The 19721-nt window shown below is 34.0% G+C and carries 16 protein-coding genes; 12 read left to right on the forward strand and 4 right to left on the reverse strand.

The window, feature by feature from the left end; all coding sequences use genetic code 11:
• Positions 1-200: 200 nt before the first annotated feature.
• Both JI750_RS11195 and JI750_RS11200 read left to right on the forward strand, forming a co-directional pair.
• Positions 201-1202, forward strand: coding sequence for a DUF2157 domain-containing protein (locus JI750_RS11195; protein WP_202001566.1), 1002 nt, complete (start codon positions 201-203; stop codon positions 1200-1202).
• The gene (locus tag JI750_RS11200) at positions 1199-2362 is read left to right on the forward strand and encodes a hypothetical protein (RefSeq protein WP_202001569.1); all 1164 of its coding nucleotides are present in this window, start codon (positions 1199-1201) and stop codon (positions 2360-2362) included. The genes JI750_RS11195 and JI750_RS11200 overlap by 4 nt, the downstream gene beginning before the upstream one ends.
• A gap of 188 nt (positions 2363-2550) precedes the next feature.
• Here JI750_RS11200 and ytxJ read toward each other — a convergent pair whose 3' ends face one another.
• A complete protein-coding gene (gene ytxJ / locus JI750_RS11205) occupies positions 2551-2940 on the reverse strand; it encodes a bacillithiol system redox-active protein YtxJ (RefSeq protein ID WP_202001572.1) in 390 nt (129 codons plus the stop codon).
• Between the two features lie 206 nt (positions 2941-3146).
• Here ytxJ and clpB point away from each other — a divergent pair, with 206 nt between their 5' ends.
• The 6 genes from clpB to JI750_RS11235 all read left to right on the forward strand — a co-directional run bounded on the left by clpB (position 3147) and on the right by JI750_RS11235 (position 10537).
• Positions 3147-5744 carry an ATP-dependent chaperone ClpB gene (clpB, locus tag JI750_RS11210; protein WP_202001576.1) on the forward strand — a complete coding sequence of 866 codons (2598 nt, stop codon included), beginning with the start codon at positions 3147-3149 and terminating at the stop codon, positions 5742-5744.
• 147 nt (positions 5745-5891) lie between these two features.
• Positions 5892-6383, forward strand: coding sequence for a T9SS type A sorting domain-containing protein (locus tag JI750_RS11215; RefSeq protein ID WP_202001578.1), 492 nt, complete (start codon positions 5892-5894; stop codon positions 6381-6383).
• Between the two features lie 23 nt (positions 6384-6406).
• A complete protein-coding gene (locus JI750_RS11220; protein WP_202001581.1) occupies positions 6407-7447 on the forward strand; it encodes a DUF8740 domain-containing protein in 1041 nt (346 codons plus the stop codon).
• Between the two features lie 396 nt (positions 7448-7843).
• Positions 7844-8722 (forward strand): DUF808 domain-containing protein, encoded by an 879-nt coding sequence (locus JI750_RS11225; protein ID WP_202001584.1) that lies wholly within the window; start codon positions 7844-7846, stop codon positions 8720-8722.
• A 337-nt stretch (positions 8723-9059) separates the two neighbouring features.
• Positions 9060-9470, forward strand: a complete 411-nt coding sequence (locus JI750_RS11230; RefSeq protein ID WP_202001586.1) for a hypothetical protein — start codon at positions 9060-9062, stop codon at positions 9468-9470.
• A 176-nt stretch (positions 9471-9646) separates the two neighbouring features.
• Complete coding sequence (locus JI750_RS11235) at positions 9647-10537, forward strand: carbon-nitrogen hydrolase (protein WP_111423443.1); 891 nt, start codon at positions 9647-9649, stop codon at positions 10535-10537.
• A gap of 73 nt (positions 10538-10610) precedes the next feature.
• Here the strand turns inward: JI750_RS11235 and JI750_RS11240 are convergent, their stop codons facing one another.
• Positions 10611-11870 carry an OmpA family protein gene (locus JI750_RS11240; protein ID WP_202001588.1) on the reverse strand — a complete coding sequence of 420 codons (1260 nt, stop codon included), beginning with the start codon at positions 11868-11870 and terminating at the stop codon, positions 10611-10613.
• Positions 11871-12072: 202 nt separating this feature from the next.
• Complete coding sequence (locus tag JI750_RS11245) at positions 12073-13593, reverse strand: choice-of-anchor I family protein (RefSeq protein ID WP_202001590.1); 1521 nt, start codon at positions 13591-13593, stop codon at positions 12073-12075.
• 183 nt (positions 13594-13776) lie between these two features.
• On the opposite strand from JI750_RS11245, the gene JI750_RS11250 reads away from it, so the two are divergent.
• Together JI750_RS11250 and JI750_RS11255 are read left to right on the forward strand one after the other, a co-directional pair.
• The gene (locus JI750_RS11250) at positions 13777-14817 is read left to right on the forward strand and encodes an agmatine deiminase family protein (protein ID WP_202001592.1); all 1041 of its coding nucleotides are present in this window, start codon (positions 13777-13779) and stop codon (positions 14815-14817) included.
• A gap of 214 nt (positions 14818-15031) precedes the next feature.
• On the forward strand, positions 15032-16216 hold the full coding sequence (locus tag JI750_RS11255) for an endonuclease/exonuclease/phosphatase family protein (RefSeq protein WP_202001594.1): 1185 nt from the start codon (positions 15032-15034) through the stop codon (positions 16214-16216).
• Positions 16217-16316: 100 nt separating this feature from the next.
• Here JI750_RS11255 and fahA read toward each other — a convergent pair whose 3' ends face one another.
• Positions 16317-17600 carry a fumarylacetoacetase gene (fahA, locus tag JI750_RS11260; RefSeq protein WP_202001596.1) on the reverse strand — a complete coding sequence of 428 codons (1284 nt, stop codon included), beginning with the start codon at positions 17598-17600 and terminating at the stop codon, positions 16317-16319.
• A 109-nt stretch (positions 17601-17709) separates the two neighbouring features.
• Between fahA and glyA the strand changes: the two genes are divergently transcribed.
• A complete protein-coding gene (gene glyA / locus JI750_RS11265) occupies positions 17710-18984 on the forward strand; it encodes a serine hydroxymethyltransferase (RefSeq protein ID WP_202001598.1) in 1275 nt (424 codons plus the stop codon).
• 109 nt (positions 18985-19093) lie between these two features.
• The gene (locus JI750_RS11270; RefSeq protein WP_111376884.1) at positions 19094-19687 is read left to right on the forward strand and encodes a MiaE family protein; all 594 of its coding nucleotides are present in this window, start codon (positions 19094-19096) and stop codon (positions 19685-19687) included.
• Positions 19688-19721 lie beyond the last annotated feature (34 nt).

Here is a 19721-nt window from a genome sequence, read left to right on the forward strand (position 1 = left end):
GAATTAAAATAATTTCAAATTAATTTATTGAATATTTATGCTTTAAGGTTTTGATTTTTAGATTTATAAATGTTGTTTTTACACTTTTGAATACAAAATGATCGATCACTAATATTACATAAAAAAGGAAAGGTTTGATAGTAAAAGCAGAAAATTCATGCTAAATATATATATTTGATGTGCCAGTTTAAATTACACCAATGGAAAAATTCAAAGAACAGTCTGCTTTTCATCTTTGTGAAAAAGGTTTAATTACAGAGAATCAGCTCGAAGAAGTAAAAAACTATCGAAGTCTGAATATCTTTTCGCTAAACGCAGAATTAAAGTTATTTCTTTATTTATCAGTATTGCTGTTTACTTCAGGAATCGGAATTTTGATTTATGAAAATATCGATAGTATAGGACATATTGCGATTCTATTATTGCTTTTAATTGTTATTGCAGTGTGCTTTTTTTATTGTTTTAAGTATTCTAAAGGCTTTCAGAAAGAAGAAATAACTTTTGAGCATCCCGTTTTAGAATATTTAGTTTTGGCAGGCAATATCTTGACTTGTATTTTCATAGGATATCTTCAGTTTCAGTATAAACCTTTTGGTGAACATTACGGATTAGCCACTTTGGTTCCAACTGTAGTAAGTTTCTTTTGTGCTTATTATTTTGATAATAGAAGTGTTTTGACCATTGCCATTACAGGTTTGGCGGCGTATGTGGGACTTTCGGTTACGCCTCAAGATATTTTTAATGACAGTAATAATTTGTATGCAAGCCAAAGTTTGAGCTATTCTGCAGTTATGTTAGGAGTTTTATTGGTCTTATGGACAATCTACAGTAGCCGAATTTCACTCAAAACCCATTTTGGCTTGGTTTTTATCACTTTTGCATTGCATATAATAAGTGTTGCTACAATCAGTAATCTGACAAGTTATGACACCTTAAATTGGATGATTTTTGCTCTAATTTTAGGAGGTTCAACTTATTATTTTTATAAGGTCAGTTATCAATTTAAAGCAATGTCTTTGTATGTTTTTATGATTATTTATGCTTACATCGGAGGAAATATTGTTTTGTTTAGAGTTTTTGAAAACGTTGATTTCTCTGATATTTGGGAGTTACTTATTTTCTTGTTGCCAGCTTATTTTGTTGGCTCAATTATAATGTTCATTAAACTAATTAAAAACTTCCATAAAGAAATCGCAGAATGATAGTATACAACAAACAATTATTGGATAATGAAGTTTTAGCTGATGAAGCGGATGCTTTATATAAAGGAGGTTTTATTAGTAAAGAGCAAAAGAAATTTATAGAAAAAGAACTTCCGGTTTTAAAAAGCCAGAATAATATTCTCGTTAGGATAGGTTTCTTTTTGCTTGGCTGTTTATTATTTGGTTCTATATGTGGCGCAATTTCTTTATTTGGATTAAGCGGTGAAGATACATTTTTTCAAATCTGCTGTTATATTTTTGCCATAGTTGGGTTTGGAGGAACAGAACTACTTGCAAATCAGGGATATCATAATCACGGCTTGGATGATGCTTTTATATTGAATGCGCTTTTATGTTTAGGTGCAGCAGTAGCAATAACAACAGAAGGTTACGAAACAGTGATTGCTTTTTTTGTGGCAGTTGGATCGCTTTTTATGTTTCTAAGGTATTTGCATGTGTTATCAATGCTTGTATTCTGTCTTTCTGCAACAGCGTTTTTGTTTTTCGGAATGTTTGAGTTTGGAGATGTCGGTAAAGCTATTTTGCCATTTGTAGCAATGATTTTTGCTGGAGTTTTTTATTTTTTGATTAAAAAGTTGATGAATCGTTTAAACGAAAGCTATTACTATAGTGGACTATTATTGGCCAATAGTTTTTGTTTGGTTTTATTTTATCTTTCTTGTAATTATTTGGTTGTTAGAGAGCTTTCAGCTGAACTTTTGGGAACTGAAGTAAAACCTGGAACAGATATTCCGTTTGCGTATTTCTTTTACGCATTTACTTTTGTAGTTCCTGTGCTTTATTTGATTCAAGCTTTAAAAACAAAAGACAGAATAATGCTTTGGCTGAGTTTTTTGGCGATTGCATTTTCAATTTATACCATTCGATTTTATCATTCGGTTTTACCAATAGAAGTTGCGCTTACACTTGGAGGTGTAGTCTTATTTGGAATTGCTTATTTTTCAATTAGAAAATTAAAAGAAAAAGAAAGCGGCCTGACTTTTAAACCAGATAGAATAAATCATTCAGATAGCTTATTAAATGCAGAAGCTTTAGTTGTAGCTTCAATTTTCGGTATGAAACCAGAAGTCAAAACAGATTCTCCAATGGAATTTGGAGGAGGAGGTTTTAGCGGTGGAGGCTCTGACGGAAGCTTTTAAGTTTAATTATGAGTTGTGAATTATGAATTATGAGTTGAGCGCTAATTTGAATTAAAATTGGACTTGGCGTAAAAATTAAAAGCCTGGAATTATACAAATAATTTCAGGCTTTTAATTTTTAAAATTTGTTGTATTCTAAGCTAAGTAATTAACTCATAATTCATATCTCATAATTCATAATTTATAACTTAGATCTTGCTTTTCAATGCTTCAGCATCAATATCACTGTGCGAAACATCGTAAACTGCTTTTCCGTTTTTGATTAAAATCAACTGTGGAGATTCGTGATATACTCCAAATTTGCTCGCAATTTCATTTGAAATATCCCTGTGTGCTATTAGATCTAAAAAATACGCATCAACAACTCCTTCAAGATCATATTCTCTTTCAAATTGTTTCAAAGCCATACGGCTGATACTACATCTTGTGCTATGCTTGAAAATTACAACAGGTCTTTCTTGAGAAATGGCTTCGATTTCCATTAATTGAAGCATATCTGTTAATTCTGTCCAGTTTACTTTACTTTTTTGAGCTTCTGAGTTCTCTGAACTTCCGAAGATTGAATTTAAAAAACTCATATTTGGCTTGTTTTATGACTTTTTGACATTTTAAATCGGGAAAAATCTGATTTTCACTGTCGTTTTGTCTGTTTCTGTACTATGGAATATAATTTGTCTATTTCAATGCAAAGTTAAATTATTTGGGTTAAAAAAGTACCTCAATAAATCGTAACTTTAATCTTATAAAATGTCAAACAAATTAAATCAATCAAAATCGTAAAAATATGAATATAAATAAGTTTACTATTAAATCGCAAGAAGCCATTCAGTTGTCGCAACAATTAGCGCAGCGAAATGGCCAGCAGCAAATTGAAAATGAACACATTTTCAAAGCCATTTTTGAAGTTGATGAAAACGTAGCGCCGTTTATTTTGAAAAAATTGAATGTAAACGTGCCTTTGTTTCTTCAAATTTTGGACAGTACAATTCAGAGTTTTCCAAAAGTTTCAGGAGGAGATGTAATGCTTTCTAGGGACGCAAACAAAGCTTTGAATGAAGCTGAAATCATTGCACAAAAAATGAACGACGAATATGTTTCGATCGAGCATTTAATTTTAGCCATTTTTGACTCAAAAAGTAAAGTTTCTCAGATTTTAAAAGATCAGGGAGTTACAGGAAAAGGTTTGAAAGCGGCTATTGAAGAATTAAGAAAAGGCGAAAGAGTAACTTCGGCTTCAGCGGAAGAAACCTATAATTCGCTTAATAAATTCGCTAAAAACTTAAACGAATTAGCACGTACAGGAAAACTAGATCCAGTTATTGGGCGTGATGAAGAAATTCGTCGTGTATTGCAGATTCTAACTCGTAGAACCAAAAACAATCCAATGCTTATTGGTGAACCTGGAGTTGGTAAAACCGCAATTGCAGAAGGTTTAGCGCATAGAATTGTGGACGGAGACGTTCCAGAAAACTTAAAAGATAAAATCGTTTTCTCTCTAGATATGGGAGCTTTGATTGCCGGAGCGAAATACAAAGGAGAATTTGAAGAACGTTTAAAATCGGTTGTAAAAGAAGTTACGGCTGCAGACGGTGATATTGTTTTGTTTATCGATGAGATTCATACGCTTGTAGGAGCGGGTGGAGGTGAAGGCGCAATGGACGCTGCTAATATCTTGAAACCAGCTTTAGCGCGTGGAGAATTGAGAGCGATTGGTGCTACCACTTTAGATGAATATCAAAAATATTTTGAAAAGGATAAAGCGCTTGAAAGACGTTTCCAAAAAGTTCTTATTGACGAACCAGATACCGAAAGTGCTATTTCAATTTTGCGTGGTATCAAAGAAAAATACGAAACGCACCATAAAGTTCAGATTAAAGACGAAGCGATTATTGCTGCGGTTGAACTTTCACAAAGATATATTACGAATCGTTTCTTACCAGATAAGGCGATTGACTTAATGGACGAAGCAGCTTCTAAACTGCGTATGGAAATCAATTCAAAACCTGAAGAATTAGATGTTTTGGATCGTAAAATCATGCAGCTTGAAATTGAAATTGAAGCTATTAAACGTGAGAAAGAAGAAAGCAAACTGAAAATTTTAGGTATGGAATTGGCCAACCTGAAAGAAGAACGCAACGAAATCTATGCAAAATGGAAACAGGAAAAAGATATCGTTGACGGAATTCAGGCTGTAAAACACGAAATTGAAGACTTTAAATACGAAGCAGAACGTGCAGAGCGTGATGGAGATTATGGTAAAGTAGCCGAAATCCGTTACGGAAAAATAAAAGAAGCACAGGAACGTCAGGAAACTTTGCAAAAACAATTGCTTGAATTCCAATCTGGAAATTCTTTAATCAAAGAAGAAGTAACCAGAGAAGATATTGCAGAAGTTGTGGCAAAATGGACGGGAATTCCAGTAACGAAAATGCTTCAGACAGAAAGAGAAAAACTATTACATCTTGAAGATGAATTGCACAAACGTGTAGTAGGTCAAGAAGAAGCGATAGAAGCGGTGAGTGATGCTGTTCGTAGAAGCCGTGCTGGTTTGCAGGATATGAAAAAACCTGTTGGATCATTCTTATTCTTAGGAACAACCGGAGTTGGTAAAACAGAGCTGGCAAAAGCTTTGGCAGAATATCTTTTTGATGATGAAAACGCCATGACTCGTATCGATATGAGCGAATACCAAGAACGTCACAGTGTGAGCCGTTTAGTTGGTGCACCTCCAGGATATGTTGGGTACGATGAAGGTGGTCAATTGACAGAAGCTGTTCGTAGAAAACCATATTCTGTAGTGTTGTTAGACGAGATCGAAAAAGCGCATCCGGATACTTTCAATATTTTATTGCAAGTTCTAGATGAAGGGCGTTTGACAGACAATAAAGGACGTTTGGCTGATTTTAGAAATACAATTATTATTATGACCTCAAATATGGGAAGTAATATTATTCAGGAGAAATTTGAAAACCTAAAAGGAAGTGTTGAAGCAGCAACAGAAGCTGCTAAAAACGAAGTTCTAGGATTGTTAAAACAAACTGTTCGCCCTGAGTTTATCAACCGTATCGATGAAATTGTCATGTTTACACCGCTTACGGTAGAGAACATCTCAAGAATTGTAAACTTACAGTTAAAGAGTGTTACCAAAATGTTGGCTCTGCAAGGCATCACAATGGATGCAACTCCAGAAGCTATTGCTTACTTGGCAGACAAAGGCTACGATCCGCATTTTGGAGCAAGACCTGTGAAACGTGTGGTTCAGAGAGAAGTTTTAAATCAATTGTCAAAAGAGATTTTGGCAGGAAACATTACAACAGACAGCATCATTTTGTTAGATGCTTTCGATGGCAAGCTGGTTTTTAGAAACCAGACAGTTAAATAATTATTTTTTTTAGTTAATCTTGGAAAAGCATCAGTGTTAAAAAGCTGATGCTTTTTTTGTTAATATTTAATCGGTTTTAATCTTTCTTAGCCCTTATTTTATGTAAGAAATAGCATATATTTGATTCGCAACTATTAAATCAAATATATGAAAAGAAACCAAAGAACATTTTTAATTCTAGTTCTTGCCAGTTTTTCATTTGTAACTCATTCTTACGCGCAAGAAAGCATTGTTGTTACTGGAGGAAAAGGTACAGGATCTGGTGGCGCTGCAAGTTATTCAGTTGGGCAAATTGCCGATATACAATTGAAGGGAAGTGGCGGTTCTGCACAGCAAGGCATTCAGCAAGCTTACGAAATAGCCACTTTAAGCAATGACAAATTCGATGAAATTAGTTTAGTCATGACGGCTTTTCCAAATCCTGTTGTTGATGAACTAAATCTTATTGTTGAGAACAATAAATTTGAAAACTTGTCTTATAATTTATTTGATATTAATGGGCGAATATTATCAAAAGCGTTCAATATCACTTCATCAGAAACAAAGGTGTCTATGCAAGGATTGGCGCAGGGAGTTTATTTTCTAGCAGTGAATAACAATTCTAAAACAATCAAAACTTTTAAAATCATTAAAAAATAAAATTCTAAACAGCAGAAAGATATATGAGAAAAATTACTCTAGCATTTTTATTATTAAGTTCTTTTACAATCTTATTCGCGCAAGCGCCACAGAAAATGAATTATCAATCTGTAATTCGTAAAACAGATGGAACGTTACTTTCAAATACCGTAGTGGGTATAAAAACCAGTATTTTGTTAGGTTCTGCTACAGGAACAGCATCTTATGTAGAAACACAGACAGCAACAACAAACACTAACGGATTGGCAACTATAGAAATAGGAGGAGGAACACCCGTTACAGGAACTTTCTCTGGAATAGATTGGGGGGCTGGCTCTCATTTCGTTAAAACAGAAATTGACCCAGCAGGAGGAACCAATTATACAATTAGTGGTACAAGCCAGCTTTTAAGTGTTCCTTATGCTTTATATGCAGGAAGTACTCAGAACAAGGGAAAGACAAGCATCGTAATAACAGGTGATATTACTGATACTGAAGCAGTAGCAAAAATAGAAGCTGAGTTTGGGCCTGGTACTGAAAATATTTATGTGTTAGGAACAACAAACTTGACTACTCTAGATTTAAGCATTCTAAAAAATGTGGTAAATTTAAATATAAGTGAAAATGTAAATTTAAGTTCTATAAACTTTAGTAATCTTGTTGAAATCTATAATAAGTTAAATATAGAGAATAACGATCAGTTAACTTTGGTGTCATTCCCGGTTCTAAAGATAGTTCATGGTTTTGATACAGCGATTATAAGTAATCCAGCTTTAACATCTATTTCGATGCCATTATTAACAACTTCTAAAGGAATATTTTTTAGAGGAAATCATGTACTTAGTTCTATTGATTTACCATTGCTGTCCAAAGTTCATAATGGTGAAGCAAGTCTTAATTTTAATGAGAATGCACTTTCGAGCTCACAGGTTAATTTAATTTTAAATAGATTGCTAAATGTTGCTCCATTTTCGGGAAGTTATATTAATTTGATAGATCAAAATCCTCCAGCTCCTCCTACAGGACAAGGCATTATTGATAAAGCAACCTTAATTAGTAGGGGACAGAATGTAAGGACTGATTAATTTTGAATAATCAATTGTGGTAAAGCATCAGTTTTTAGCTGATGCTTTTTTTGTGCCCAAAATTTTGAAACTTTTAGTCTAATTCATATAACGAGATATCTTCAAAAAAGAATCAATTTTAAATAAATAAAATCAGCAAATTATTAATTTAAAATTCAAAATCATGAACAATATTTTCAGAGGATTATTAGCAGGATATGGAGCTAAGAAGTTAGGCGGAGGCTGTTTCGGAACTATTATAGTTTTTATTATTCTTTGGGTTCTTTTAGGGCAATGCAACTAAAAATACAATACAGAAAATTACGAATAAAAAACACAAATTTTGATGCAATATTATTGGGAAGATTAAGTCAAAATGTCTAGATTCGCATCACTAAAAAAATAAATTTTTAAAAAATGGGTTCAGGTTTTTTCGCATTATTAGATGATATCGCAGCAATTATGGATGATGTTGCAGTAATGAGTAAAGTTGCTGCAAAAAAAACAGCAGGAATTTTGGGTGACGATTTAGCGGTAAATGCCGAAAAAGCTTCAGGATTTGCTTCGTCAAGAGAGTTGCCAGTTTTATGGGCAATCAGTAAAGGTTCTCTATTAAATAAAATCATTATTCTTCCAATCGCGTTTTTGTTAAGTGCATTTTTTCCAATTGCAATTATGGTAATTTTAGTTTTGGGAGGATTGTTTTTAGCTTATGAAGGAGCCGAAAAAATTTATGAGTTTATTGTTCCTCACAAACATGAAGAATCTGAAGGAATAACTGACGAAGTGCTTACTGAAGAAGAGATTTTGGTAATTGAAAAAGACAAAGTAAAATCGGCAATCGTAACCGATTTTATTCTTTCTGTAGAGATCGTAATCATAGCACTTGGAACCGTAATCGGGAAACCATTAGTGTCGCAGATTGTTACAGTATCTATTATTGCCTTAATCGCAACCATTGGAGTTTACGGCATCGTAGCACTTATTGTTCGCATGGATGAAGTAGGTTTCAAAATGATTCAGCATAGCAAGAAAGAAAAAAGTCTTTTAAAAAGTATAGGAAACATACTGGTTCAGGCGCTTCCTAAAGTAATTAAAGCTCTAACTGTTATCGGGACAATTGCCTTAATCTTAGTTGCAGGCGGATTATTCGTTCATAACATTGAATTCTTTCACCACCTTCTGCCAAACTTTCCTTCAATTATAAAAGAATTTGCAATCGGACTTATAATTGGTTTTATTGTTTTAGGAATTGTAAATCTCTTCAAAAAGATTTTTCAAAAGAAAAAAGCTTAATTTAGTTTAAAAATATAGTAACGAAACATCAGTTAACGCTGATGTTTTTTTTGTTTTTATAAGCAGATCAATTCATTTAAAAGAGAGTCCTGTCCCGCTATCCACTATATTTTTTGTTGTGAACCCCACAACAAAAAGATGCCGTTTCTATCGGGGCTACTCTGGAGTTTTTTTGTTTTTATAAGAAATAACGGTATTTTTTAAATATTTTTTTATTAAATAAGTTGTTGAATTTGAAAAGATTAATTGCTGATCTAATTTTTTTAACATTTTTGTTAAGCAACCTTTACAATTAAGCTGCGTCTTCATAGTAATTAACAATTAATTATTATTTTATATGAAAAGTTTTAGATTAAAAACAGCTTTAGTAGTATTATTTTTATCAATTGGATTTGTTTCATGCAGTAATGACGACGACAAAGACACTCCAGCTCCAACAACAAAAGCAGCTTTAGTAACTGAAATCAAAGGACCAGAAACAGGAAAAGTAAATGATGAGCTAAGCTACGATGTGACTTACACAGTAGATAATGCTTGTGCAGAATTTGATAAAATCTCAGAAGTGACAATTGGATCTGTAAAAGGTTTGCAGGTAATTGCTAAATATCCATCTCAGGTTTGTACACAGCAAGTGCCAGAACCAAAAAAGACTGTTTACAAATTTAAGTCTGCAACAAAAGGAACTTTCGAAATTAAATTCAAAAAATCAGAAACAGAATTCCTTACTCAAAAAGTAGTTATCGAATAACAAAAGCTTAGTTGAATTTTTTTAGGTTGATAAGCCATTTTGCTCAGTTCTCAATTGATGTAAAATGGCTTTTTTAATTTTGAAATAAGGATACAATTCTATTAGTTGTTATATAAAAGTTATCAACTTTGCCATTCCTTTAAAAAGTATTATTTTTGCACTCTAAATTTTATGTCATGCCGAAAAGAAAATATAAAATATCAGTAATTCAGTTAAATCTGAATGATGTTGCCGAAAATAATCTTAAAAAATGTATTAGCTGGGTAAGAGACGCTGCAAGTCAAGGTGCAGAAGTTATCTTATTACCTGAATTATATAGCAGTCATTATTTTTGTCAAAGTGAAGATGTAGAGAATTTTGCATTAGCAGAACCGCTTTACAGCACTTCATTTATTGCGTTTAGTGAATTGGCAAAAGAATTAGGAGTTGTAATTATTGTTCCTTTCTTTGAGAAAAGAATGGCTGGAATCTATCATAACAGTGCTTATATTATTGATACTGATGGAACTGAAGCTGGTCTATATCGTAAAATGCATATTCCGGACGATCCTCATTTCTATGAAAAATTCTATTTCACTCCAGGTGACTTAGGTTTCCAAGCGATTGAAACTAAAAAAGGAACTGTTGGAACTTTAATCTGCTGGGATCAATGGTATCCAGAAGCAGCTCGTATTACAGCGCTTAAAGGAGCAGAAGTTTTATTCTACCCAACAGCAATTGGATGGCATCCAAAAGAAAAAGAGCAATACGGAGAGAATCAGTATGGTGCTTGGATGAATGTAATGAAAGGTCATGCTGTTGCGAATGGCGTTTTCGTTGCAGCGGCGAACAGAATCGGTCTTGAAAAATATCTTGAAGGAACAGAAGGAATTCAATTTTGGGGAGCTTCTTTCATTGCTGGACCGCAAGGAGAAATTTTAGCTCAGGCTTCACACGATAAGGAAGAAATCTTAATTGCTGAGGTTGATTTAGATTTACAAGAAAATGTTCGTCAAAACTGGCCGTTTTTTAGAGACAGAAGAATTGATGCTTTTGGGGATATTACAAAAAGAGCAATCGATAAATAATTTTGATTTATCTAAAATATAAAAAGGGCAAAATATTAAATTTTGCCCTTTTCTGTTTTTAGCTTTATATATATTACTTCACTTGGAAAGTAACTCTTCTCACGATTTGACGTGCCTCTTTAGAATTTTTGTTAACAGAAGTATCTTCTCCATTAGCAATTACATTCAATCTTGATGCATCAATACCTGCATTTACAGCTACTTTTTTAACAGCTTCAGCTCGTTTTCTTGATAATTCAACATTGTAGTTTGAATTTCCAATTTCATCAGCATATCCAATAATGTCAGCCGATTTTCCAGGATTGTTTTTCATGTATTTCACTAAGAAATCTACGCCTGATAAAGATGCGTTTGTTGGTTTAGACGAATTGAAATCGAAGTAAACATTTACATAACCACCGTTGATTAATTCTTCAACTGTATTGTTTGTAGCAGTTCCAGCACCTTTCTTTTCGTAATTTTTATCTAAATAGCTTTCTAACTCATCTGGAACACCGTTTTGATTCGTATCGATAGATTGCCCTTTTGTATTAACAGCAACTCCTGCAATAGAATTTGGCTCTAAATCGTATAAATCAGCAACTCCGTCTTTATCTGAATCGATAAGACCAGTTTCGATTAAATCCACTCTTTGTTCCAATTCACTAATTCTGTCTTCTTCACCAACCCAGTCAGCATGTTTTTCGTTTTTACCTAAGTAGAAAGTCAAACCAACAGATGCGTTTAGTAAAACTCCGTCAAAAGAACCAGTCGTTGTATTGCCCATTCCGTCAAAGTTCCAGTTTTGTCTTCCGTTTACAATTCCTGTAAGATCTCCAGTTAACGCTACTCTGTTACTTAATCTAATCTGTCCAGTTAAACCTGCAATACCGTGAGCCATATAATCCTGACCTCCAAATCCAGTTTCTGTGCTAATTTGAGAAACCCCGAAACCACCATGGGCTAAAAGACCAATTGTGTTTGTCCAAGTTTCAAAATTTAAAGCACGTCCCACATTGATAACCCCTTGTAAACTTGCTCTAACGTAACGGCTTTCAAAATCGGGAGTATCTTTTTTCTCTTTAAATTGGTCGTAACCAACATCTAATTTTACCCCAAACTTTGGACTAAACATATATCTTACACCTAAATCTCCGTGAAAAAAGTTTAATGATTCTGTAGTATAACCTGGAGTCATTGTTCTGGTTGGTTTGTTAACCCCGCCATTCAGTTCGATCGACCATTTGTTGAATTCTTGATCTACGTTAGGTTTTGTAGAAGTGGTAGCCATATTTTGAGCGCCTGCAGCAAATGATAGTAATAATAAGGATACTGATACTAATTTCTTTTTCATGATATCAAAAATTAAATTGTTTTTATTTTAAACTCTGAAACAAAATTATAAGTCGAATTCTAGAATGTGTTGTATATACCCTTACATAATTCCCATATTTTAGCTTTTAATTGTGTAAATCCGTTAAAATAACTACAATAGAATGCATAAAAAAAGGACAAAATTCACATTTTGTCCTTTTGGCTATCCTAAAAAAGAGTTATTATTTTAAATCAGGCTGATAAATTTTAACAGATCCGTCTCCTTCGCTGCTTACTACTAACAAGCTTCTTTTTGTAGGGCTTTTTGTGGCCGGAATAAAAAGAATGCCTTCAGGAGCATCACCTGTTTTTACTGTTTGTAAATATTGAGGCGCAGTTGGATTTGTAGCATCATAAACCATAAAAGCATCTGATCTTTCTAAACCAACAAATAAAATGTTTTGACTTCCCATTTTTGCGGCAACTACAGCTTCTGGTTCAGAACCTTTATCGTCACTTCTTTTATCGTCGTATGTACCTAATTCATTTGTTTTTTTATCAACATCATTTTTGCTGTCAAAAACGATTTTTCCTGTATTTCCATTCCAGATAGAAAAAGATCTTCCTCCAAAACTTACCATTTGATCTAAATCTCCATCTCCGTCAGTGTCTCCCATGTCTGCAACAAGATTTAATCTTCCTAAATTGGTGTCTAATTTTAAAGTAGCGGCATCTGGAAAAGCTGTTGCATCTAGTGTCATGCTTTTCATACGCTTCACATCAGTGTAAGCATTGTATTCTCTAGCGTCACCTTCATTAGCAGTTACAAAATAAGGTGTATTATTTACAGTAAAATGGCTAATAGCATCTGGCATATAAAGGCCTTTTACTTTCCAAGGGTTAAAAGCAATTTTATTGTCACTATCGCTTACATCAATTGCATTTTCAGCAGTGTTGTAATCTTTTAATCCTAGTGGATAAATAGCAGTTATGGTTTTAGAAGTTAAGTCAACTTTTGCAACACCATTATTTTCTTGTAAAGTAACCCAAGCAGTTTTAGAATCATCAGAAATTGTAATGTATTCAGGTTCTATATCTTGAGCAAAACTAGTTTTAGCAAATTTTGAAATTCTGAAACCATCTTTTTTCAACGCTTCTGCTTGACCAGCAAATGAAGCAAAATCTAAAGTTGTTACATTATAAGAGCTAGTCTCAATAATAGAAACGGTTCCGTTTGGATCTTGTGTATAATCTGTATTTGGCTCACCTTCATTAGCAGTCATAATAAATTTCCCGTCTGGAGAAAAAGTAATCATATCTGGCAATGCACCAACTGTTACTTGTTTGATTAAGCTATAATCTGAAGTATTAAAAATAACTACTTTTCCGTTTCCTTGTTTGTTTGCAGTAGATTCTAATGCAACAGCCAATTTTCCATCAAAAACAGAAACGCTGTTTGCAGCACCTTCGTAAGCAACTAGATCAATTTTTCCGATTTTAAGTGGTTTTGTTGGATCAGTAATATCAATGATGTCAATTTGGTTGACACCGCTGTTGTTCACTGTAAAAAGTCTTTTTGTTTTTTCGCAGTAAGCAGAAATTTCAGCAGCAGCTTCTCCACCAATTGTAATAGATCCAATTTCTTTGAAAGTTCCTGGGTTTTCGTTTACAACAACTTCTGGTTCGCCGTTTGAATTTTCATCATTGTTACAGCTCGCTAATATAAATAGAGCTGCTAATAATGAGAGAGATAAATTTTTCATGTGTTAGTTTTTAGTTTTGGCAAAAGTAATTCTGAGCTCTCTGTTAAATATTAAGTGTGTATTATTTAATCTTTAACTTAAATTTTGCAGGATAATTTTTGTGAAATTATCAGGAATTTTAATCAAATGTTTTATAATCCTAACGAATGCTTATCTTTGCACTTTCTAAATTAGAACCTATTTATGTCAACAAATAATAGAAGATTTCCAGCAGAATGGGAAAAACAGCAAGGAATTGTATTGTGCTTTCCGCATAATGGTAACGACTGGCCGGGAAAATACGAAGCAGTTCAATGGGCTTTTGTAGAGTTTATAAAAAAAGTAGCCACTTTTGAAACCGTTTTCTTGGTTGTAGCCGATGAAAAACTGAAAGAGAAAGTTGCTGATATGCTTGAAAGAGCTCGTGTAAATCTTAAAAACATTTCTTATATCATTCATAAAACCAACAGAAGCTGGATGCGTGACTCTGGACCAATTATTGTAAAAAATGGTTCTAAAAGAGAAGCTTTGAATTTCAATTTCAACGGTTGGGCGAAATATAAAAATTATCAATTAGATAAATTTGTTCCGGGTAAAGTAGCTGATTTTATTGACGTTCCGCTAACTCAGGTTATGTACAAAGGAAAACCTGTAATTGTTGAAGGCGGCGCGATTGATGTAAACGGAAGAGGAACTTTATTGACTTCTGAAGAATGCTTAATGCATCCAACAATTCAAGTAAGAAATCCTGGTTTTACGAAAGAAGATTACGAAGCTGTTTTTAAAGAGTATCTTGGAGTAACCAATGTAATTTGGTTAGGAGATGGAATAGAAGGTGATGATACTCACGGTCACATCGATGATTTGTGCCGATTTGTAAATGAAGATACTATTGTAACGATTGTTGAAACAGATAAAAACGATTCAAATTACAAACCTTTGCAGGATAATTTGAAACGTCTTCAAAACGCAAAATTAGAAAACGGAAAATCTCCAGTAATTGTGGCGCTTCCAATGCCAAAACGTGTAGATTTTGAAGATTTAAGATTACCGGCTAGTTATGCTAATTTCTTAATTTTGAATAATTGTGTTTTAGTGCCAACATTTAACGATAGCAATGATCGCGTAGCATTGAATATCTTAGCAGAATGTTTTCCTGATAGAGAAGTTATCGGAATCAGCTGTATTGATTTTATCTGGGGATTCGGAACTTTGCATTGTTTAAGTCAGCAGATTCCTGCATAAAAATAGTAGCAACAGATTACAAAATAATCGTTTTGATTTTTTTGATCTGTGATAAAATTACCAGATATTCAGAGACTTTCTTATATTATTTGAGCTGTCACCAAAAGTGGTAGCTTTTTTTTGTTGTATATTTAACAGACGGATTTGCCGTGTGTCTCGACATCCTTCTTATATTCGTATGTTCAACAATGCAGAAATGCAGATTTAATTTTATATGAAGAAAATATTTTTTATCCTTTCCGTGCTTTCTTCCGGAGCTCTTTTTTCGCAGTCTGATTCATATAAAAAAAATGAACTTACATTTGCGACCTACAATGTAAGTATGGAATCTGATAATTATTCTCCAAAAGGCGCAATGGGAAAATCAGAGCAGATATTGATTAAGCAGCTTAGTTCAGGAAATAATACTCAGATTAGAAATATTGCCCAGATTATTCAGACCGTTAGGCCGGACGTTATTCTGTTAAACGAATTTGATTATATTAAAGACCCTGAACTTGGTGTAAAGGCATTTGTGAAAAATTATTTGAATGTGAGCCAAGGTGGAGCAACGGCAATTGATTATCCTTACTACTATTATTCGACAGTGAATACCGGCCAGCCAAGTCCTTACGATTTGAACAATGATGGAAAGTTGGATAATTTTGGAAATGATGCATGGGCGTTTGGCATGTATCCTGGGCAATATGGGATGATGCTTTTATCTAAATATCCTATTGATGTTAAGTCGGTTCGTACTTTTCAGCATTTTAAATGGAAAGATATGCCAGAAGCATTAATTACCAAAAAAGCCGATGGATCTGATTGGTATAGCAAGAAAGCATGGAAGGAATTTCCATTATCTTCGAAATCTCACTGGGATGTTCCTGTAGAAATTGGGAATAAAACAGTTCATGTTTTAGTCAGTCATCCAACTCCTCCTACTTTTGATGGTGATGAAGATCGAAATGGAAAAAGAAATCATGATGAAATCAGATTCTGGAGAGATTATATTTCAGACAATTCGGCTTCGTACATTTATGATGATAAAGGTGTAAAAGGTGGTTTGTCTCAAAATTCTCGATTTGTTATATTAGGCGATCAAAACGCTTCACCAGTTGAGGGAGATGCTATAAGAGAAGGAATAAAATCTTTAGTTGAGAGTCCGAAAATTAATAGCGACTTTACGCCTGCGAGTAAAGGTGGTGCTGAATTTAGTCCTGAAAATCCTTTTGGAATTAATCATACTGCCTTTTGGAGAATGCGCGCTGATTATGTATTGCCATCCAGACTTGGTTTTAAGATTGTTAACAGTGGTGTGTTCTGGCCTGCAAAGGGAGAGCCAATGTCAGAATTCGTTGAAAAACGTGAATCAAGTTCAGATCATCGTTTGGTTTGGATTAAAGTGATTTTAGAATAAATAACTTTTCCTTTCAATTTTAGTTTAATGTAAAGCATAAAAAAACCTTGGCATTGCCAAGGTTTTTTATTTTCTATATCTCTTCAGACTGATCTGCTCTTCATTGTCTAGTAAAAGGAGGTAATAACTGGCTTGAAACTTCTCCAAAACCAATTCTTACTTCGTTATTTTCACAGAAACCGCGAATAATTACAGTATCATTATCTTCAATAAATTTACGTTCACTTCCGTCACTTAGTTTAAGCGGATTTTTTCCTCCCCAAGTTAATTCCAACATAGAACCAAAACTATCTGGAGTTGGGCCAGAAATAGTTCCAGAACCCATCATATCGCCAGAATTTACACGACATCCGTTTGAGGTATGGTGTGTTAATTGTTGAGCCATAGACCAATACATATATTTAAAGTTAGATCTTGAAATCACAGTTTCTTCTTGATCTTCTGGTTGTAAAGAAACTTCTAAGTGAATATCAAAAGCTTTTTTACCTTTCGTCTGTAAATAAGGAAGCGGTGACGGATCTTGTTTTGGACCTTTTGTTCTAAAAGGCTCCAAAGCATCCATAGTCACAATCCAAGGTGAAATTGAAGTGGCAAAGTTTTTTGCTAAGAATGGTCCAAGAGGCACGTATTCCCATTTCTGTATATCGCGTGCACTCCAGTCATTTAGTAATACCATTCCGAAAATATAGTCTTCAGCTTCATAAGTTGAAATATTTTCTCCCATTACATTCACATCTGTAGTAATAAAAGCAGTTTCCAATTCAAAATCTACTAAACGTGAAGCTCCAAAAACAGGAGTATCGTGTCCAGCAGGTAAAGTTTGACCCATTGGTCTGTGAACCGGAATTCCAGATGGCACAATTGTAGAACTTCTTCCGTGGTATCCAACTGGAATATGAAGCCAGTTTGGCAATAAAGCATTTTCTGGATCGCGGAACATTTTTCCTACGTTTGTGGCATGCTCTCTACTTGAATAAAAGTCAGTATAATCACCAATTAAAACTGGCAATTGCATTTCTACATCTTCGATTTTAAATATAACAATATCGCGATGTTTTGTTGAATCTCTTAACTGCGGGTTGGTCTCGTCGAAAATCTCAGCGATGCGATTTCGAACCAAACGCCATGTTTTTTTTCCATCAGAAATAAAATCATTTAGCGTATCCTGCATAAACATATCATCGGTTAATTCTATTCCTTCAAAATAATTTAATTGCTGCAAAGCCCCTAAATCTATGGCATAATCGCCAATTCTCGTTCCTACAGTAACGACATTTTCTTTGGTAAGAAATACACCGAAAGGAATATTCTGAATAGGGAAGTCGCTATTTTGTGGCACTTCTAACCATGATTTTCTACTGGTATCGTTGGCGGTTATTGGCATGTTTAATGTTAATTGTTTGTTGAAAAATTACATGTCAAATATATCATAATCTAGCTGTTTGGCAAACGTTTTTTTGTATTTTTGCGTGAAATTAACGAAAAACAAAAAAATGCAACGCGACGAACAAATTTTTGATCTTATCCAAGAGGAGAAAGAAAGACAAATTCACGGATTAGAGCTTATTGCTTCTGAGAATTTTGTAAGTGATGAAGTAATGGCAGCAGCAGGGTCTGTTTTAACTAATAAATATGCTGAGGGATATCCTGGCAAAAGATACTACGGCGGTTGCGAAGTAGTTGATGTTATTGAGCAGATTGCTATTGACAGAGCGAAAGAATTATTTGGAGCTGAATATGCAAACGTACAGCCTCACTCAGGTTCTCAAGCAAATACATCTGTTTACCATGCTTGTTTAAATCCTGGTGATACTATTTTAGGTTTCGATTTGTCTCACGGAGGTCACTTAACTCACGGTTCTCCAGTAAACTTCTCAGGACGTCTATATCGTCCAGTATTCTACGGTGTAGATGCTGAAACGGGTCGTTTAGATTATGATAAAATTCAAGAAATTGCAACTAAAGAACAACCAAAATTAATTATCGCTGGAGCTTCTGCTTATTCTCGTGATATGGATTTTGCTCGTTTCAGACAAATTGCTGACAGCGTAGGAGCAATCTTATTTGCTGATATTTCTCACCCAGCTGGTCTTATTGCAAAAGGATTAATGAACGATCCAATTCCACATTGTCATATTGTTTCTACAACAACTCATAAAACATTAAGAGGGCCACGTGGAGGTTTGATTTTAATGGGGAAAGATTTCCCAAATCCACAAGGATTAACAACTCCAAAAGGAGAAATCAGAATGATGTCTTCATTATTAGACTTAGCTGTTTTTCCTGGAAACCAAGGAGGACCTTTAATGCACATTATCGCTGCTAAAGCGGTTGCTTTTGGTGAAGCATTAAAAGATGATTTCTTTACTTATGCAATGCAGTTAAAAAAGAATGCAAATGCAATGGCTGATGCTTTCGTAAAAAGAGGTTACAACATTATCTCTGGCGGAACAGACAACCACATGATGCTTATTGACTTAAGAAACAAAGGTATTTCTGGAAAAGAAGCTGAAAATGCATTAGTAAAAGCTGAAATTACAGTAAACAAAAACATGGTTCCTTTTGACGATAAATCTCCATTTATCACTTCAGGTATTCGTGTTGGAACAGCTGCAATCACAACTCGTGGTTTAGTTGAAAAAGATATGGAAACTATTGTAGCGCTTATCGATAAAGTATTAACTAATCATACAAATGAGGAGGTTATCGAAGAAGTTGCTGAAGAAGTAAACGAATTAATGAGCGAAAGACCAATTTTTGCATATTAATTAATATAAGTCTTAAAGTTTTAAAGTCGAAAGTCAAAAGTCTTATTTTGACTTTCGATTTTTGCGTTTATAACTCATAACTTTTAACTCATAACTCATAATTTAAGAAATGGGCGTATTAAGATTACAATTGCCAACCGACCCAAGATGGGTAAATATTGTTGAGAAAAACATCGAAGAAATCTTAACAGATCATGCTTGGTGCGAGCAGAAAGCAGCGACCAATGCCATTACAATTATCACAAACAATCCAGAACATCAGGATTTGGTTCAGGATTTATTAGCTTTAGTAAAAGAAGAAGTTGATCATTTTGAGCAAGTGCATAATATCATTATCAAAAGAGGACTAAAATTAGGACGTGAGCGTAAAGATGAATACGTAAACGAACTATACCAGTATATGAAAAGAAGCGGAGACGGAAGCCGTGTTTCTGGTCTTGTAGAAAGACTTCTTTTCTCAGCTATGATCGAAGCTAGAAGTTGTGAACGTTTTAAAGTGCTTTCTGAAAATATTCAAGATGAAGAATTGGCTGTTTTCTATAGAGAATTAATGGAAAGCGAAGCAGGGCATTACACAACTTTCATTACATATGCTCGTAAATACGGAGTTGGAATCGATGTTGAAAAACGTTGGAGAGAATGGTTAGAATTTGAAGAATCTATCATTACCAATTACGGAAAAAACGAAACTATTCACGGGTAAGTTTTGATTTTGTTTGTTTTTGTTTCAGGTTTCA

Origin of the sequence: Flavobacterium tagetis, assembly GCF_016735615.1 — a bacterium.
Lineage (GTDB): Bacteria > Bacteroidota > Bacteroidia > Flavobacteriales > Flavobacteriaceae > Flavobacterium > Flavobacterium tagetis.

Excerpts from the sequence above, each read along its gene's own strand:
- JI750_RS11195 (WP_202001566.1), top strand. The coding sequence starts at position 201 with ATGGAAAAATTCAAAGAACAGTCTGCTTTTCATCTTTGTGAAAAAGGT.
- JI750_RS11200 (WP_202001569.1), top strand. The coding sequence starts at position 1,199 with ATGATAGTATACAACAAACAATTATTGGATAATGAAGTTTTAGCTGAT.
- ytxJ (WP_202001572.1), bottom strand. The coding sequence starts at position 2,940 with ATGAGTTTTTTAAATTCAATCTTCGGAAGTTCAGAGAACTCAGAAGCT.
- clpB (WP_202001576.1), top strand. The coding sequence starts at position 3,147 with ATGAATATAAATAAGTTTACTATTAAATCGCAAGAAGCCATTCAGTTG.
- JI750_RS11215 (WP_202001578.1), top strand. The coding sequence starts at position 5,892 with ATGAAAAGAAACCAAAGAACATTTTTAATTCTAGTTCTTGCCAGTTTT.
- JI750_RS11220 (WP_202001581.1), top strand. The coding sequence starts at position 6,407 with ATGAGAAAAATTACTCTAGCATTTTTATTATTAAGTTCTTTTACAATC.
- JI750_RS11225 (WP_202001584.1), top strand. The coding sequence starts at position 7,844 with ATGGGTTCAGGTTTTTTCGCATTATTAGATGATATCGCAGCAATTATG.
- JI750_RS11230 (WP_202001586.1), top strand. The coding sequence starts at position 9,060 with ATGAAAAGTTTTAGATTAAAAACAGCTTTAGTAGTATTATTTTTATCA.
- JI750_RS11235 (WP_111423443.1), top strand. The coding sequence starts at position 9,647 with ATGCCGAAAAGAAAATATAAAATATCAGTAATTCAGTTAAATCTGAAT.
- JI750_RS11240 (WP_202001588.1), bottom strand. The coding sequence starts at position 11,870 with ATGAAAAAGAAATTAGTATCAGTATCCTTATTATTACTATCATTTGCT.
- JI750_RS11245 (WP_202001590.1), bottom strand. The coding sequence starts at position 13,593 with ATGAAAAATTTATCTCTCTCATTATTAGCAGCTCTATTTATATTAGCG.
- JI750_RS11250 (WP_202001592.1), top strand. The coding sequence starts at position 13,777 with ATGTCAACAAATAATAGAAGATTTCCAGCAGAATGGGAAAAACAGCAA.
- JI750_RS11255 (WP_202001594.1), top strand. The coding sequence starts at position 15,032 with ATGAAGAAAATATTTTTTATCCTTTCCGTGCTTTCTTCCGGAGCTCTT.
- fahA (WP_202001596.1), bottom strand. The coding sequence starts at position 17,600 with ATGCCAATAACCGCCAACGATACCAGTAGAAAATCATGGTTAGAAGTG.
- glyA (WP_202001598.1), top strand. The coding sequence starts at position 17,710 with ATGCAACGCGACGAACAAATTTTTGATCTTATCCAAGAGGAGAAAGAA.
- JI750_RS11270 (WP_111376884.1), top strand. The coding sequence starts at position 19,094 with ATGGGCGTATTAAGATTACAATTGCCAACCGACCCAAGATGGGTAAAT.